This window comes from Micromonospora sp. NPDC005413 (assembly GCF_040606435.1).
Classification (GTDB): Bacteria; Actinomycetota; Actinomycetes; order Mycobacteriales; family Micromonosporaceae; genus Micromonospora.
This window is the reverse complement of the sequence record NZ_JBEXEV010000044.1, coordinates 1-14112: the sequence shown is the minus strand read 5'-3', so window position 1 is coordinate 14112 and position 14112 is coordinate 1. Positions and strand designations below refer to the sequence as shown.

Here is a 14112-nt window from a genome sequence, read left to right as displayed (position 1 = left end):
GCCGGCTACCCGGCCGGGTCCGCTCGACGTCCCGGTTCCAAGCCTCCGGGCAGGGCAGACCCGCCACCATTGGGTCCAGCACCCATCTCCACCCGGGTGGAACGTGTAGGTACCGCTGGTGTGGGGGCAGATGTTCGAGACCTGATGAGTGGCGCGCCGGATGGACAAGACCGTCGTGTCACGTCGACGCTGGCGACATGACCAACACCGCCGTCCGGCGAGGGCGCCCGCCGCGCGGCCACCTTCCGCGCGGCCGACCGCCGACGCATGCCCTGTTCCGCCGGCTGTTCGCGCTCAACGGCCTGGTCTTCACCGTCGGCACGCTCGTCCTCGCGCTCTCCCCCGCCACGGTCTCCTCGCCGGTGCTGCTCACCGAGGTACCCGTGCTGATCATCGGGCTCACGCTCATCCTCGCCGTGAACGCGCTGCTGCTGCGGACCAGCCTGGCGCCACTCGGCGTGCTCACCGCGCTGATGCAGCGGGTGGATCTGCTGCACTTCGATGACCGACTGCCCGACAGCAGCAACGGCGACCTCACCAATCTGATCGAGACCTTCAACGCGATGCTCGACCGGCTGGAGGCCGAACGCAGCGCGAGCAGCGCCCACGCGCTCGCCGCTCAGGAGGGTGAGCGGCAGCGGATCGCGCGGGAGCTGCACGACGAGATCGGGCAGAGCCTGACGGTCGTGCTGCTCGGCCTGAAGCGGGCAATGGACCGAGCCCCGAAGGAGCTACGCGAGGAGTTGCAGGCCGTACAGGAGACCGTCCGATCCAGCCTCGACGAGGTGGGGCAGGTCGCCCGCCGCCTGCGACCCGACGTCCTGGAGGACCTCGGGCTGCACAGCGCTCTGAACGCCCTTGCCACAGAGTTTTCCCAGGTCAACGGAGTGCCTGTGATGAGAAAGTCGGATCCGGACCTACCAGCCCTGAGCGCCGAGGTGGAACTGGTGATCTACCGGATCGCCCAGGAGAGCCTGACGAACGTCGCACGCCACGCGCACGCCACGAAGGTGGACCTGTCGCTGCGGGCCGAGGACGACACCGTGGTGCTGAGGGTCGCGGACAACGGGACCGGCGACATACGCCACGAGGGCGCCGGGATGCGCGGCATGCGGGAGCGGGCGTTGCTCATCGGCGCGCGTCTCACCCTCTCCACGCTTCCCCGTGGCGGCACCGAAGTACGCCTGATCGTTCCTATGATGGCCGAGGGGAGTTGAAGCGGTGACCGTTTCCACAACGAGGATTCTGCTGGCAGATGATCATGCGTTGGTCCGTCGAGGGCTGCGCCTGATCCTCGACGCCGAACCGGACCTGACCGTGGTCGCCGAGGCGGCCGACGGCGCCGAGGCGGTGGAGGCCGCCAAGGAGTCAGAGGTCGACCTGGCCATCCTCGACATCGCGATGCCCCGGATGACCGGGCTCCAGGCGGCCCGCGAGATCTCCCGGCGGGCACCGGGCATCCGGATCCTGATCCTGTCGATGCACGACAACGAGCAGTACTTCTTCGAGTCGCTCCGGGCCGGCGCCTCCGGCTACGTGCTCAAGTCGGTCGCCGACCGGGACCTGCTGGAGGCCTGTCGGGCGGCGATGCGCGGCGAGCCCTTCCTCTACCCGGGCGCGATCACCGCGCTCATCCGGGACTACCTGCACCGCGACCGGCAGGGAGAGCGGATCCCAGAAAGCATCCTGACCCCACGCGAGGAGGAGATCGTCAAGCTGATCGCCGAAGGCAACTCCGCGAAGGAGATCGCCGAGGCGCTGTTCATCAGCACAAAGACGGTCGATCGACACCGGGCCAACATCCTGCAGAAGCTCGGGATGCGCGACCGGCTCGACCTCACCCGGTACGCGATCCGGGCCGGCCTGGTCGAACCGTGAGCAGGGCGGTGGTGTGCACCGCCAGGCGCTGGATCGACCCGGCGGTGTCCGTGCTGGCCGTCATCGGCGCTTGCCCCTCAGCGAACGGGAGATCGACGGGCACACGACAGGGCTGAACGTGAACCCGGGAAGTGGTGGGCCAACACCGGTTACCGCGGCGCGGAAGGGCTCAGCGAGGAGCAGCAGTTCTACAACCGTGTGCCGGCCGAGCCCGTCGCGGAGGCAGCCGCACATAGCCGGGACCAGGTCAGCGCAGAAGGAACGAGCCGTGGCCCCTGGACGCCTGGCCAGACGTGCCGACGACGGTGCTCATCACACGCGAGGACCGGTTCTTCCCGGCGGACTTCCAGCGCCGGGTGGCCGCCGACCGACTCGGCGTCGCCCCGGACGAGATGGACGGCGGCCACTCAGTGGCACTCAGCCACCCGAAGCAACTCGCCGACCGGCTAACCGCGTACCTGCTGCCCTGAAGTCGGGACCACCACGGTCCGAACCTTCGGGCGCCCCAGGGAGACGAAGATGGTCGCACAATAGCGACCTCTCGGCGGCATGTGCGGACGCCTACGGCGAGGCAGAATTTGATCCCGGATATGTTCGTGCGATGAGTGACCGGTTACCAAGCGGTGGTATCCAGGTATCGCCGGGCGACCTTCGGGCACTCGAAGCCCGCTGGGCGGGATGCTGGACGCCCCACGAAGTCGGACAGCGCCTGGCCGGCATCTCCGCGCCTTGGTACGTGGCGGCGGGCTGGGCGCTGGACCTGTTCCGCGGTGAGCAGACCCGCGACCACCACGACATCGAGATTGGCGTGCCCGCCGGGCGGTTCCCGGAAATTCGCGAGCGCTTCGCCGAGTTCACCTTCGATGCGGTCGGCGACGCCCGGATTTGGGAAGCGGCGACAGCGCAGGTGCTGAATGCCACTCGGCAAACGTGGCTGCGCGATCCGGCGACCGGACGCTACCTGCTTGATGTCTTCCGTGAGCCGCACGACGGCGACATGTGGATCTGCCGAAGAGACGAGACGATCAGGCTGCCCTACGCCGAGATCATCCGGCACACCGTGGACCGGATCCCCTACCTAATACCCGAGCTCGTTCTTCTCTTCAAGGCCAAGCACGTGCGCCCCAAGGACCAGGCCGACTTCGACGGCGTTCTCCCGCTGCTGACCCGTACCCAGCGCGAGACGCTGTCCAGGCTGTTGACGCGAATACATCCAGGACACACCTGGCTGGCGGCCTTGTCGACCCCGTCCGCAGCGAGCCACGGCACTGGTAGCCCGACGTCCCCGCACTGATCTCGGCTACTTGTTTCATTGACCTGCGACCGTCCCGGCCAGGCTTCGGTCGAGGCGCTCGGGTTGTCGCTCTCAATTCGGCTGCCCACGCTGGTCGTGTGGCTCTCATTTGGCCTGGGCGGCTCGGGCGTCGCTCTAGAGCGGGGAGAGGCTCAAGAGGGGTTTGCTCGGCTCGAAGTAGCGTTGCCCTCCCGGCTCGACAACCCAGGTGGATCGAGCATCGGAGGGCACGTTGACTGTCACATCAGACCGCGTGGTCATCGGAATGGACCCGCACAAACGCTCCGCCACGATCGAGATCATGGCCGGCGACGAGAGCATCGTCGGCGGCGGCCGGTCCGACACGGACCGCGACGGCTACACCATGATGAGGAAGTACGCCAAGCAGTGGCCGAACCGAGTCTGGGCGATCGAGGGCTGCCAGGGCATCGGCCGGCACATCGCCAACCGGCTACTCGCCGACGGCGAACAGGTCGTCGACGTCCCGCCGAAGCTGTCGGCCAGGGCACGGGTGTTCGCCACCGGACAGGGCCGCAAGACCGACGCCACCGACGCCCACTCCATCGCGCTGGTCGGCACCCACCGGTGGCGCCGACGGCACCGTACGAATTTGGCAGCCGGACGGCACGGCCGCCGTCACGACGTGGCCGGAAGCGGTCGTGGCCCTTGCCTGCGCGCCGACAGCCGACGTGCTCGCCGTGGCCCTGCGCGACGGCTCGGCCCACCTGGTCGGTACCGACGGCGACGTGCGCTTCGGGGCCGAGGTCGAATCGCTGGCCTGGTCACCGGACGGGTCCCGGTTGGCAGCAGGCTGCAAGGACAATTCAGTACGAGTGTGGGACGTCCGCACAGGCAGTTCTGCCGGCGTTCTGCGTGGGCACGCCGACTGGGTGGGTGCGCTCGCCTGGTCCCCGAGCGGCCGCTACCTCGCCTCCGGCTCCGACGACCGAACCGTCCGCGTCTGGGACCTCACCGGCACCAACCAGCCGCGGGTACTGACCGGCCACGACAAGCGCGTCCGCGCAGTGGCATGGGCACCGGACGGCCGGCGCCTCGCGTCCTGCTCCGACAACCGCACCGTACGGGTCTGGGACAGCGCGGACGACGACCAGGGCGAGGTAATCGGCGTACACCGCGACGGCGTCACCAGCCTCGCGTGGCTGCCGGACGGGCGGCAGGTCGCGACTGGCTCAACGGACGGCACTGCCCGCGTCTGGGCGGCCTCCGTCGACTTGGCCGAGCTGACCGCAGTAGCGCGCTCACGGGTGTTCCGCGCCCTCACCGACGACGAGCGGCAGGCACACCTACTACCCGGCGACGCGGACTCATAGCGTCTGCTCGACCTCGCGAGTCTCCTCCCCCACCAGGTAATCGTCCGGGTCCAGGCCGAGCCTCTTGCGACGCTCCGAGGCCCAGTAGGCCGCATTGGCCTCATCGAACGACTCAGGCCCCTCGTGAGAGATCACCCAGACGTGCTGACTCCGCGCCCGGTCCTTCCACGACCCATGAATCTCAAAACCGAGATCACGACGCAGCGGGACGACCAAACGCTGCCATCTATCCACCCACTCGTCCAGCAGCCCCGCCCGGACCGTGTAGGTACGGATCCGCACAGTCCTCGCAATCCCTGTCACCTCAGCCGCGCCGCGTCCCAAGGCGTCCTCTCCGACCCTAACCGAGGCCGTGGATCCAAGCCGGCTAGACAATCCGACGTCGAACGACGTCGGGCAGCGAGGCGAGACACTCCTCTTCAGACCTGTCCGCCATCCTGTCTGCCATCGACCCGCCCGCCGGGGAGCGGACCGGCGCCCGGTCCGCTTTGTCACGCGGACCCAGAGGGCTCGTACGGACGCTGGCGGGTCGGGCGGCGGACTGCTCGGCTTGCCCGGGTCGATGGCAGACAGGATGGCCCACCACCGCCACCCGCAAAGCCGGCGGCCGCAGACGGCCTCCGGCCATCCTGGAGCCGGAGCGCCCCCGCCGGAGGCGCAATGACCGCAACCCACGGGTGGCGCGACTCGCCGAAGCAGCCGAAGCCCTCGCCCACATCGGGCTTGGTCATGCCAACGTGCCCAGCGCCAGGCGAACGACGAGCCCCTGGCCGGCGTCGGCGCCGGCCAGGGTTTGGTCAGGAACTGCAGGTATAGAAGGAAGTCAAATCGGCGGCTGGCAAACGGGGCCGACCGATGCCCGCGACGGTGACGAAGGCGCTCAAGGCGTTCCACACCCTCCAGAAGAAGGAACGCCTGAAAGCCGGAAACGCCTACACCGACAGCGGCTACGTCCTGGTCAACGAACTCGGCCAGCCGCAGCGCACCGACTGGCTCCGCCGCCGGGTCTACGAACTGATGGCCAAGGTCGGTGTCCGCAAGGTCCGGCCATACCACGCCCGGCACGCCTGCCTGACCTACCTCGCCGGCGCCGGAGTGCCCGACGTCGTGCTGGCGGCCTGGGCCGGCCACGCAGACGGCGGCACGCTCGCTAAACGGGTCTACGTCCACCCCGACAGCAGCCACCTCAAGGTGGCGGCCGAGCACCTCGAATCAGGCCTGTTCGGGTGACTCGATCGCCCGAAATTCAGCAGTATGGGCGTACGTGAGAAATTGTGAGACGAACGGCAAAAGGCCCCGACTCACCGAAGTGAATCAAGGCCTCTGACCTGCCGAAACCTGTCGGGACGGCCGGATTCGAACCGACGACCCCTTGTTACCATCCGTAGCCACCCGGACCTTGTCGTTGCCTGCCAGAAATGTCGCGGAGTTCATGCCGATCCGGCATGAGCCCCTGCCCGGGACGGCCCATCTTGGATCTCAGCCGGTGACGAAGAGTCGGCCGTTGCCCTGGAGTCCCCCGGGCCGGACCGCCGGTTACAGCCAGTCGTGTTCGCGGGCGTAGCGGGCCGCTTCGTGGCGGGTCCGGGTCTGGGTCTTGCGCATCGCGTTGGAGAGGTAGTTGCGTACGGTCCCCGGGGCGAGGTAAAGCCGAGCGGCGATGTCGGCGACCGAGTAACCCTCGCCGGTGACCCGCAGCACGTCGGCTTCACGGTCAGTGAGGGGGCAGTCCTCGGTAACGGCGAGCGCGGACACGTCCGGGTCGATCCAGCGTTTCCCCGAGTGCAGGGTGGCGATGACCATGGTGATGTGGGCCGGCTCGGCGGATTTGCTGACGAAGCCCTGGACGCCGAGCCGCAGCGCCTTGCGCAGCACGCCGGGGCGGGCGTGCCGGGTCAGCATGAGGATCACCTGCTCCGGTCGCTCGCGGCGGATCTCGGCGACCGCGCCCAGGCCGTCCACGCCCGGCATCTCCAGATCGATGACCAGCACGTCGGGCCGGTGCCGCAGGGTGGCGGCGATCGCCGTCCGGCCGTCCTGCGCCTCGGCGAGAACGGTGATGTCGCCCTCCATCGGCAGCAGCGCGGCAAGGGCCGTGCGCAGCAGCGCCTCGTCGTCGGCGAGCACGATGGTGGTCATCGGCCGTCCTCCTCCGATGCTGTCGGGGCCGCGTCGGCCCGAGCGGGTGGGAAGACCGCCGCGGTCAAGAAGCGTCCGTCCTCCTGTTCCACGGTCAGCTCACCTCCGTCGCCCGCCACCCGTTGCCGCAGTGCCGCCAGTCCCCTGAGCTCGAGGGGCGTGGTGGCGGTCACGCCGTCATTGACGATGGTGATGCCCGACGCGGCGAGCATGATCTGCACCTGGGTGGCCTGCGCGTGCCGCAGGATGTTGGTGGTCGTCTCCCGCAGCACCTGCCCGAGCAGTTCGCTGGTAGGGGCATGAACCTCGGCCTCCCGGGTCACCCGGACCCGGATGCCGGCGGCCTCGAAAAGGTTCTTCGCGTTCTCGATCTCCGCGGTGAGGTTGAGCCGCCGTTGCGCGTAGGCGAGTTCCTTGGTCTGCGCGATGGTGTCGCTGACCAGCGCGTACGTCTCCCGCAGCTCCTTCTCGGCCCGAGCGGTGTCGCGGAGCAGCAGTCGCTGGGCCAGGGCGATCTTCAGCTTGACCACGTGCAGGGTGTGGCCCTGGATGTCGTGCAGGTCGCTGGCGAAGCGCACGCGCTCCCGGACCACGGCCAACTCCGCCTCGCGTTCCCGGGTCTGTTCGAGCTCCCGGATGAGGTCGTAGAACCGCTCGCCCACCACCGTGAAAACCGTCACGATGACGGTGAGGGCGGTCGGGATGAAAACGTAGGTGACCAGAACGTGACCGATGTCGTCCCGCTGCACCAGCAGCCGCGCCGCGCCGACGGCGGCGACATAGGTGAACAGCCCGGCCACCGCCAGCCTCCGGTGCCGCCGGACCTCGCGCAGGGCGAGGGAGCCCACGGCGCAGAACCCCCAGTAGGCGTTGGGGCTGCCGGTGACCAGGACCCCCAGTGGCCACACCGCTCCCGCGACGATCAGGCATGGCAGCGCCACCCGTGGCAAGTCGTTGGCCGTCCACCGTTCGAAGGCGACCAGGGCCGCCGCGGCCCCCGGCGCCAGGACGACGACGTGCCACCAGGTACGCGCGTCGGTATAGACCAGGACCACCGCGGCGAACACCACCGGTGGCAGTGACGTGGCGAGATTGAGCCGGCGCAGCTTTCCCTGCGTCGACTCCGTAAAGCGCGGCGATCTCGCGGTCACCGCACCAGTATCCGGCAGCCAGGGGCCACGACCAGTGACACCACGTCACATGCGGTGGTGACGTGGTGCCACTGACGGGTCGGCCGCGCCCACGCTGTCATGGGTACATGTCCAACACATCTGTCATCGAAGTCGAACGGCTGAACCTCACCTACGGCGACTTCCACGCCGTGAAGGACTTTTCCTTCGAGGTACGGCCCGGAGAGCTCTACGCACTGCTGGGCACCAACGGAGCCGGGAAGACCTCGACCCTGGAAGTTGTCGAGGGACACCGGAGGCCGACCTCGGGCACGGTACGCGTGTTCGGGCACAGCCCCGCCGACCGGCGAGCGGTACGTCCCCGGACGGGTGTCATGCTCCAGGAGAGCGGGTTCTCCCCGGACCTCACCGTCCGTGAGTCCGTCGGTCTGGTCGGCCGGCTCACCCGACGCACCGACGACGTCGACCGGGTGCTCGACCTGGTCGACCTCACCGGCCGATCCGGCCGCAAGGTGTCGCATCTGTCCGGTGGGGAGAAGCGGCGGCTGGACTTCGCCACCGCGGTCTACGGCAGCCCGGAGCTGATCTTCCTCGACGAGCCGACCACCGGCCTGGACATCCAGTCCCGCGACGCGGTCTGGGCGACGGTGGACCGGCTGCGGGAGAACGGCGCGACCATCCTGCTCACCACGCACTACCTGGAGGAGGCGCAACAGCGCGCGGATCGGATCGGGCTGATGCACGAGGGCGCCCTCCACCGGGAGGGCACCGTCTCCGAGCTGACTCGCACTTTGCCGGCGGTCATCCGCTTCTCCCTCCCGGCATCGGCGCCGATGCTGCCGATGGGGGCCGCCGTCGACGCGGACGGGAAGGTCACGGTCGAGACCTTCGAGCTGCAGAAGGACCTGCACCTCCTGCTCGGCTGGGCGCAGGACCACGCCGTGGAGCTGCGAGACGTGGCGGCGGGGCCGACCCGGCTCGACGACGTCTTCCGCGCCATCAACAGTTGATTCGTTCTTCCGAGAGGGCCATCACCGTGTTTTCCATCGCGTCCAGCGAACTGATCCAGATTTTCCGCAACCGGCTGGTGCTGATCACCAGCCTCATCATCCCGGTCGCGGTCTGTGTGTTCTTCGTCCGTCAACACGAGACCTACGCCGCCATCGGGAGCCTCGGCTACATCGCCGCGATCGTGATGTTCACCGTGGCCGCCTTCGGGCTCTACGCCACGGCCGTCACGACCCTGGCCTCCCGACGACAGAATCTCTTCCTCAAGCGGCTGCGCTCCACCGCCGAAGGCGACGCCGGCATCCTCGCCGGCCTACTGCTACCTGTGGTCGTCCTCGCCGTGGTGCAGGTGACCGCGATCCTGACCGCCCTGGCGGTGGTCGCCGGCGGACCGGCCAACGTCGCCCTGCTGGTGGTGGCGCTCCTCGCGACCGTGGCCATGATGATCGGTATGGCGCTGGCCACGGCCGGGCTGACGAACTCCCCCGAACACGCCCAGGTCACCACCCTGCCCGTTACCCTCGGTGTGATCGCCATGGCCAGCTGGGTGGGCATCTCCGGCACCGAGAACCTCGCCTGGCTCAAGCGGCTGCTGCCCGGCGGCGCGGCCACCGAACTGACCATGAACGCCTGGAACGGCGGCGTCGCCGTGACCGACTCCCTGCTCCTGCTCGCGCCCACGCTCGGCTGGGTCCTCATCGCCGTCGCCCTCGCCACCCGACTCTTCCGCTGGGAGCCCCGCCGATGACCACCGAACCCCGGTCGGACGTCCCGACCCTCGTGGAAGATCTCCTACTGCTTCTGTTCCAACCCAGGTCCGGGACCATCGCGGGTGAGAACACCCTCTTCTACGTCCTCGGTGGAGCGGTCCTCGCGGACCTCGCCCTCGGCGATCACCTGACGACGGCGGCCCGCGGGCGGGTCAAAAGCGTGGCGGGTCACCCACCGCAGGATGGCCTCCTCCGCCCGGCGTGGGACTACCTCGCCGAGAAACCGAGGGGGGTGCAGACGGCACTGGCGGCGATCGGTCCCGCCCTGCGCAAGCCGGTGTTGGAGCGGCTCATCACGCGAGGTGACATCGACCAGGAGCCCCGTAAGGTGCTCGGCCTGTTCCGGACGACGGCCCTGCGGGACGGCAGGACCGAACGACGGGCCCGCCTCCTCGCCGACGTTCGGCAGGTCCTCGTGGACGGTACGGAGCCGCAAGCCCGTGTCGCCGCGCTCGCGGCGCTGCTCTCGGCGAGCGGGACGCTCCCGCAGTTCCACCGCGAGATCCCGTGGACGTCATCGGTGATCAGCCGAGCCAAGGAACTCGAGCAGGGCGACTGGGGTGCCGACGCCGCGGCGGCAGCCGTGACCCGCACCGTGACGGCCACGGTCGTCAACAGCGCCATCGTGGCCATCACCGTGCTCCCTCGAAGCTAGGGCCTGGGTGAGCCCTCGTCGAATGGTTCGGGGCGGACCTTTCGCTGGCGGTCGCCGACCAGGGGCACCTACTACGCCGGCTGCGACGACGGCTACCTCACCTATCCGGTGTACGCCCACCCACGTCTCGCCGCGACGACATCCGTCTGACGCGGTCCCCGTACTGGAAAGGAGGCCCGTGTGACCTCCCCGCCAACCGAATCGCATGCTGGCATCGAGCCCACCCGTCCCCCGCGCCGGCGGTGGCTCCGGATCGTCTCCGGCGTCCTCGCCAGCGTTGTGGCCGCCGGCAGCGTCGGCGTCGCCGCTCTTCAGCTCGGCCTACCCTGGCAGATGGGTGAGGGCGACCGCAACCACGTCTACGAGGGCGATGCCGGTTCGCAGCGCTACCAGGTCCATCTTCCCCCGCAGCACGACGGGACGGCCCGGCTGCCGGTCGTCATGGCGATCCATGGCTGTGCGATGACCGGCTACGGATGGAACTCCATGAAGTCCACGACGCAGTTCAACCGCCTGGCCGACCAGGAGGTCTTCATCGTCGTCTACCCCACGCAACTGGTCTCCCGCAACGTGATCGCCTGCTGGAACTCCACCGACCCTCAAGACCAGCGCCTGGACACCGGCGAACCCGCGCTGCTGGCCGGTATCGCCCGCCAGGTGGTCGAGAAGTACGACGCGGATCCGGATCGGTTGCACGTGGCCGATGCCTCGTCGGGGGCGGGGACCGCCGCCATCCTCGCCGTTACCTACCCCGATGTCTTCGCCACGGTGACCTCGGTCGCCGGCGGCGAATACCGGCTCAACCAGGTCGACCCGGACTCGACGTCGCCGCTGGACACGGCACATCAGGTCTGGGCCCAGATGGGCGATCGGGCCTGGCGAGTGCCGCTGCTGGTCATCCAGGGCGAGCGGGACGAGGTCGTGCCGCCCCTGGTCGCCACCCGGCTCGTCGAACACTGGACCGCGGTGGGCGATCTCGTCGACGACGGGCTGCCCAACGACAGCCTCGACCCGGCCGAGGAGACCGTGTCCGTGCCCGGCGCCGCAGGTCGGCACGCGTACACGCATACGACGATCACCGCGCCGGACGGCTCGTCGATTGTCGAGTCGTACCGCGTCCAGGACATGGGGCACGCGTGGCCGGGCCCCGACGGCGACGGTAGGTACACCGATCACGCGGGCCCCGACGCGAGCGCGAGGGTGTGGGAGTTCGCCGAGCGCCACTCGATGCCGTGAGGAGCGCGTCGGCCCGGCTGCGCCTACCGGGGATCGGTCGTCGCCTGGGCCAGGTCGACCGGCCGCACCTTGAGTTTGGTGGCGATGCGCATCAGTGCGCGTCGGTCGGCGGGGGTGAGGGGGTCGAGCACGTACCGCCGCACCGAGCGCACGTGTGCGGGCGCGGCGGCGACGACGACGTCGTAGCCGGCGTCGGTGAGAGCGGCGATCGTGTAGCGACGGTCCACCGGGTCGGGAAACCGTTCGACCCAATCTCGCTGCTCGAACCGCTTGACGACGTTGGAGAGGCGGGACAGCGAGCCGTTGGCCAGGTAGGCCAGCTCGCTCATCCGCAGGCGCCGGTCGGGCGCCTCCGACATGTGGCTGAGGGTCAGGTAGTCGAAGAGGGTGAGGCCGGCCACCTGCTGCAGGGGCGACTCCAACCGGCCGGGCAGCAGCAGGACCAGCGAAACCAGACCGGTCCAGGCGTCCTTCTCATCCGCCGAGAGCCAGAGCGCCTGGTCGGTGGCGTCCTCGTCGGGGCCGGGGGTGGCGGTGGTTGCCATGCCGACACCATACCCAGCGGCCAACACTTCATGGTTGAAGTCACTCGTGCTACCGTTCACTTCATGCGTGAAGTAACGACGAAGGAGAGCAGCATGACCGAGCCGAAGTTCTTCGCCACACCCGGCTACGGCCCTTGGATGCTGGAGAACAGGCACTACCAGCAGGCCATGCGGATCGGTGACCGGGTCGACATCTCGGGCCAGGGCGGATGGGACGACGAACTCACCTTCCCCGAGTCGCTCGAGGGGGAGATCATCCGGGCCTTCGACAACGTCGAGCGCACTTTGGCCACGGCCGGGGCCACCTGGCGGGACGTCGTCTCCGTGGACTCCTTCCACGTTCCGGACGCCCCCGACTTCATTGGCGAGACTCACGGCCAATTCATGGTGGAGCAGTTCCGTAAGCGGATGGGTAACCGGTCGCCCATCTGGACCATGATCGGCGTCGCGGCTCTCGGCGCGCCGAAGATGCGCGTCGAGATCCGGGTGACCGCCGTCGTCAGTCGCGCCTGACCGGGCACGAACGACTCGCGCTGACGCAGTACGCGTGCGCCAGGCCGGCCTCCCGCCGGCCCGGCGCACCCGTGTCGGGCCATTGTCCGCCGGCTTTGCCGCCTGCAGGAGCCGGCGGACGCCGGCCGCCACCTGCACCAATACCTGCACTGGCGAAACGCCAACGCCCGCCACCCCGACATCCTCGCCGCCCAACGCGCACGTGTCCGCAGCGAACGCCAACACCGCTGGGGCCACCCGACCACGAAAGCCGCCTAACCAACCGGCGAACGCTTGTGGTCACGGCACTAGCGCCCGCGCGCTCATTCGGCCCCGAGTCTGCAACAGCAGCAGAGCGGACAGTAGGCGGCTCGCACGCACTCCTCGATTGCCACCCGCCACCACTGACAGGAGATGTCAGTGGTAGCCCCGCATGCTTACTCGTGACACACGACGACCCGGGAGGAACCCATGTCCGACGACGACGGCCGGCACGATTTCGACTTCGTGCCCGGCGTGTGGCAGATGCGCAACCGCAAGCTGGTAAACGCGCTCGACCCGGAGTGCGACGAGTGGGTCGAGTTCGACTCGGTGTCCACCGGCGACATACGACTATACGGGCTGGGCAACACCGACCGGATGCTGGTCGAGTCGATGCCGCCCGACGGTCAGCCCTATGAAGGGATGACCCTGCGCCTGTTCGACCCGCAGGAAAAGGTCTGGCGGATTTGGTGGACATCCAGCCGCTACCCGGGCACGCTCGAACCACCGGTCGTCGGCCGATTCGAGGAGGACGGCGTGGGCCGGTTCTACTGCGACGACGTCGTCAACGGCACCCCGGTCAAGGTGCGGTTCGAGTGGTCGGACACGACGACCGAGACTCCGAAGTGGAATCAAGCGTTCTCGTTCGACGACGGGCAAACCTGGAAACCAAACTGGTACAACCGGTTCGTCCGACTGTCCCACTAACGACCTGGTGCACGGTTGCCGGGAGGGTCAGTCACCTCATCGGCGGTGAGGTGCGGCTGGTAGGGCCTTGAGCGGCTTGGTGGCGTTCTCGGTCCGGTCGGTGTGTTGGTGGTCAGATAGCAGGCCGGCGATCGCGCGGATGGTGGCGTCGAAGTGTTCGCGTCGGCCGTGGTAGCGGGCCAGGATCCGCCAGTTCTTCAGGTGTCCAATGACATGCTCGACGCGGATCCGTTGCGACGAGTGCCGTTTGCGGGCCGCGTCGTGCGCGGCGATGACGCTCGGCGGCAGTGACTTCTGGTGTTGGCGCGGCTTGGGCTTCGGTGTGATCACCACGCCGGCGGTGTCGGCGCCCAAGCCCTGGTAGCCGGCGTCGGCGAGGACCTGAACCCCGAGCGGCGCGTGGAGCAGGAGGTCGACAAGGCCGGCGGTCCGCGCCTGGGTGAGGTCGTGCATCGAGCCTGGCCGAGTCTCGCCGCAGAACAACAGCCGACCAGCCGGATCGCAGATCACCAGCGCCTTCATCGTGTTCAGCCGCGCTTTGCCGGATACGAAGCGGTCCCTACCCGCCCGGCCCTCGACCGGTCGGCGGACCCGCACCTCGGTGGCGTCCATCAACGCGCGCGGGTGCTGACCCAGATACCCGACTACGTCGGCGAGAGTGCGCA

General features: G+C 68.7%; 16 protein-coding genes and 2 pseudogenes. 13 read left to right on the top strand and 5 right to left on the bottom strand.

What is annotated here, in order from left to right; translation table 11 throughout:
- The first annotated feature begins 197 nt into the window (after positions 1–197).
- The 6 genes and pseudogenes from ABZS37_RS29975 to ABZS37_RS29950 form a co-directional block, all read left to right on the top strand.
- The gene (locus ABZS37_RS29975) at positions 198–1217 is read left to right on the top strand and encodes a sensor histidine kinase (protein ID WP_355174497.1); all 1020 of its coding nucleotides are present in this window, start codon (positions 198–200) and stop codon (positions 1215–1217) included.
- Positions 1218–1221: 4 nt separating this feature from the next.
- Positions 1222–1878 (top strand): response regulator transcription factor, encoded by a 657-nt coding sequence (locus ABZS37_RS29970; protein ID WP_354997515.1) that lies wholly within the window; start codon positions 1222–1224, stop codon positions 1876–1878.
- Positions 1879–2183: 305 nt separating this feature from the next.
- Positions 2184–2348 carry a hypothetical protein gene (locus tag ABZS37_RS29965; protein WP_355174495.1) on the top strand — a complete coding sequence of 55 codons (165 nt, stop codon included), beginning with the start codon at positions 2184–2186 and terminating at the stop codon, positions 2346–2348.
- Positions 2349–2479: 131 nt separating this feature from the next.
- On the top strand, positions 2480–3172 hold the full coding sequence (locus ABZS37_RS29960; protein ID WP_355174493.1) for a hypothetical protein: 693 nt from the start codon (positions 2480–2482) through the stop codon (positions 3170–3172).
- 265 nt (positions 3173–3437) lie between these two features.
- A pseudogene (locus ABZS37_RS29955) lies at positions 3438–3698 on the top strand (IS110 family transposase); the annotation flags it as partial.
- 121 nt (positions 3699–3819) lie between these two features.
- A pseudogene (locus tag ABZS37_RS29950) lies at positions 3820–4503 on the top strand (WD40 repeat domain-containing protein); the annotation flags it as partial.
- On the opposite strand, the gene ABZS37_RS29945 reads toward ABZS37_RS29950, so the two are convergent.
- Positions 4498–4785, bottom strand: a complete 288-nt coding sequence (locus ABZS37_RS29945) for an NIPSNAP family containing protein (protein ID WP_355174491.1) — start codon at positions 4783–4785, stop codon at positions 4498–4500. The pseudogene ABZS37_RS29950 and the gene ABZS37_RS29945 sit on opposite strands and share 6 nt — an antisense overlap.
- Positions 4786–5358: 573 nt before the next feature.
- Between ABZS37_RS29945 and ABZS37_RS29940 the strand changes: the two genes are divergently transcribed.
- The gene (locus ABZS37_RS29940; protein ID WP_355174489.1) at positions 5359–5733 is read left to right on the top strand and encodes a tyrosine-type recombinase/integrase; all 375 of its coding nucleotides are present in this window, start codon (positions 5359–5361) and stop codon (positions 5731–5733) included.
- 306 nt (positions 5734–6039) lie between these two features.
- On the opposite strand, the gene ABZS37_RS29935 is transcribed toward ABZS37_RS29940, so the two are convergent.
- Both ABZS37_RS29935 and ABZS37_RS29930 read right to left on the bottom strand, forming a co-directional pair.
- Positions 6040–6642, bottom strand: coding sequence for a response regulator transcription factor (locus ABZS37_RS29935; protein ID WP_355174487.1), 603 nt, complete (start codon positions 6640–6642; stop codon positions 6040–6042).
- Complete coding sequence (locus ABZS37_RS29930) at positions 6639–7793, bottom strand: histidine kinase (RefSeq protein ID WP_355174485.1); 1155 nt, start codon at positions 7791–7793, stop codon at positions 6639–6641. Before ABZS37_RS29930 ends, ABZS37_RS29935 begins: the two co-directional genes overlap by 4 nt.
- A gap of 107 nt (positions 7794–7900) precedes the next feature.
- Between ABZS37_RS29930 and ABZS37_RS29925 the strand changes: the two genes are divergently transcribed.
- From ABZS37_RS29925 to ABZS37_RS29910, 4 genes are all read left to right on the top strand, one after another.
- Positions 7901–8782, top strand: a complete 882-nt coding sequence (locus ABZS37_RS29925; RefSeq protein ID WP_355174483.1) for an ABC transporter ATP-binding protein — start codon at positions 7901–7903, stop codon at positions 8780–8782.
- A gap of 26 nt (positions 8783–8808) precedes the next feature.
- Positions 8809–9528 carry an ABC transporter permease gene (locus ABZS37_RS29920; protein ID WP_355174481.1) on the top strand — a complete coding sequence of 240 codons (720 nt, stop codon included), beginning with the start codon at positions 8809–8811 and terminating at the stop codon, positions 9526–9528.
- Positions 9525–10205 (top strand): GPP34 family phosphoprotein, encoded by a 681-nt coding sequence (locus tag ABZS37_RS29915; RefSeq protein ID WP_355174479.1) that lies wholly within the window; start codon positions 9525–9527, stop codon positions 10203–10205. Before ABZS37_RS29920 ends, ABZS37_RS29915 begins: the two co-directional genes overlap by 4 nt.
- A 180-nt stretch (positions 10206–10385) precedes the next feature.
- Complete coding sequence (locus ABZS37_RS29910) at positions 10386–11441, top strand: PHB depolymerase family esterase (protein ID WP_355174477.1); 1056 nt, start codon at positions 10386–10388, stop codon at positions 11439–11441.
- 23 nt (positions 11442–11464) lie between these two features.
- On the opposite strand, the gene ABZS37_RS29905 is transcribed toward ABZS37_RS29910, so the two are convergent.
- On the bottom strand, positions 11465–11986 hold the full coding sequence (locus tag ABZS37_RS29905; RefSeq protein ID WP_355174475.1) for a MarR family transcriptional regulator: 522 nt from the start codon (positions 11984–11986) through the stop codon (positions 11465–11467).
- Between the two features lie 63 nt (positions 11987–12049).
- On the opposite strand from ABZS37_RS29905, the gene ABZS37_RS29900 reads away from it, so the two are divergent.
- Positions 12050–12499, top strand: coding sequence for a Rid family hydrolase (locus ABZS37_RS29900; protein ID WP_355174473.1), 450 nt, complete (start codon positions 12050–12052; stop codon positions 12497–12499).
- A gap of 450 nt (positions 12500–12949) precedes the next feature.
- The gene (locus tag ABZS37_RS29895) at positions 12950–13447 is read left to right on the top strand and encodes a hypothetical protein (protein ID WP_355174471.1); all 498 of its coding nucleotides are present in this window, start codon (positions 12950–12952) and stop codon (positions 13445–13447) included.
- Between the two features lie 36 nt (positions 13448–13483).
- On the opposite strand, the gene ABZS37_RS29890 is transcribed toward ABZS37_RS29895, so the two are convergent.
- A partial coding sequence (locus ABZS37_RS29890) for a transposase family protein (protein ID WP_355174469.1) occupies positions 13484–14112 on the bottom strand: 629 nt, incomplete at its 5' end.

Excerpts from the sequence above, each read along its gene's own strand:
- ABZS37_RS29975 (WP_355174497.1), top strand. The coding sequence starts at position 198 with ATGACCAACACCGCCGTCCGGCGAGGGCGCCCGCCGCGCGGCCACCTT.
- ABZS37_RS29915 (WP_355174479.1), top strand. The coding sequence starts at position 9,525 with ATGACCACCGAACCCCGGTCGGACGTCCCGACCCTCGTGGAAGATCTC.
- ABZS37_RS29895 (WP_355174471.1), top strand. The coding sequence starts at position 12,950 with ATGTCCGACGACGACGGCCGGCACGATTTCGACTTCGTGCCCGGCGTG.
- ABZS37_RS29905 (WP_355174475.1), bottom strand. The coding sequence starts at position 11,986 with ATGGCAACCACCGCCACCCCCGGCCCCGACGAGGACGCCACCGACCAG.
- ABZS37_RS29940 (WP_355174489.1), top strand. The coding sequence starts at position 5,359 with ATGCCCGCGACGGTGACGAAGGCGCTCAAGGCGTTCCACACCCTCCAG.
- ABZS37_RS29925 (WP_355174483.1), top strand. The coding sequence starts at position 7,901 with ATGTCCAACACATCTGTCATCGAAGTCGAACGGCTGAACCTCACCTAC.
- ABZS37_RS29935 (WP_355174487.1), bottom strand. The coding sequence starts at position 6,642 with ATGACCACCATCGTGCTCGCCGACGACGAGGCGCTGCTGCGCACGGCC.
- ABZS37_RS29900 (WP_355174473.1), top strand. The coding sequence starts at position 12,050 with ATGCGTGAAGTAACGACGAAGGAGAGCAGCATGACCGAGCCGAAGTTC.
- ABZS37_RS29960 (WP_355174493.1), top strand. The coding sequence starts at position 2,480 with ATGAGTGACCGGTTACCAAGCGGTGGTATCCAGGTATCGCCGGGCGAC.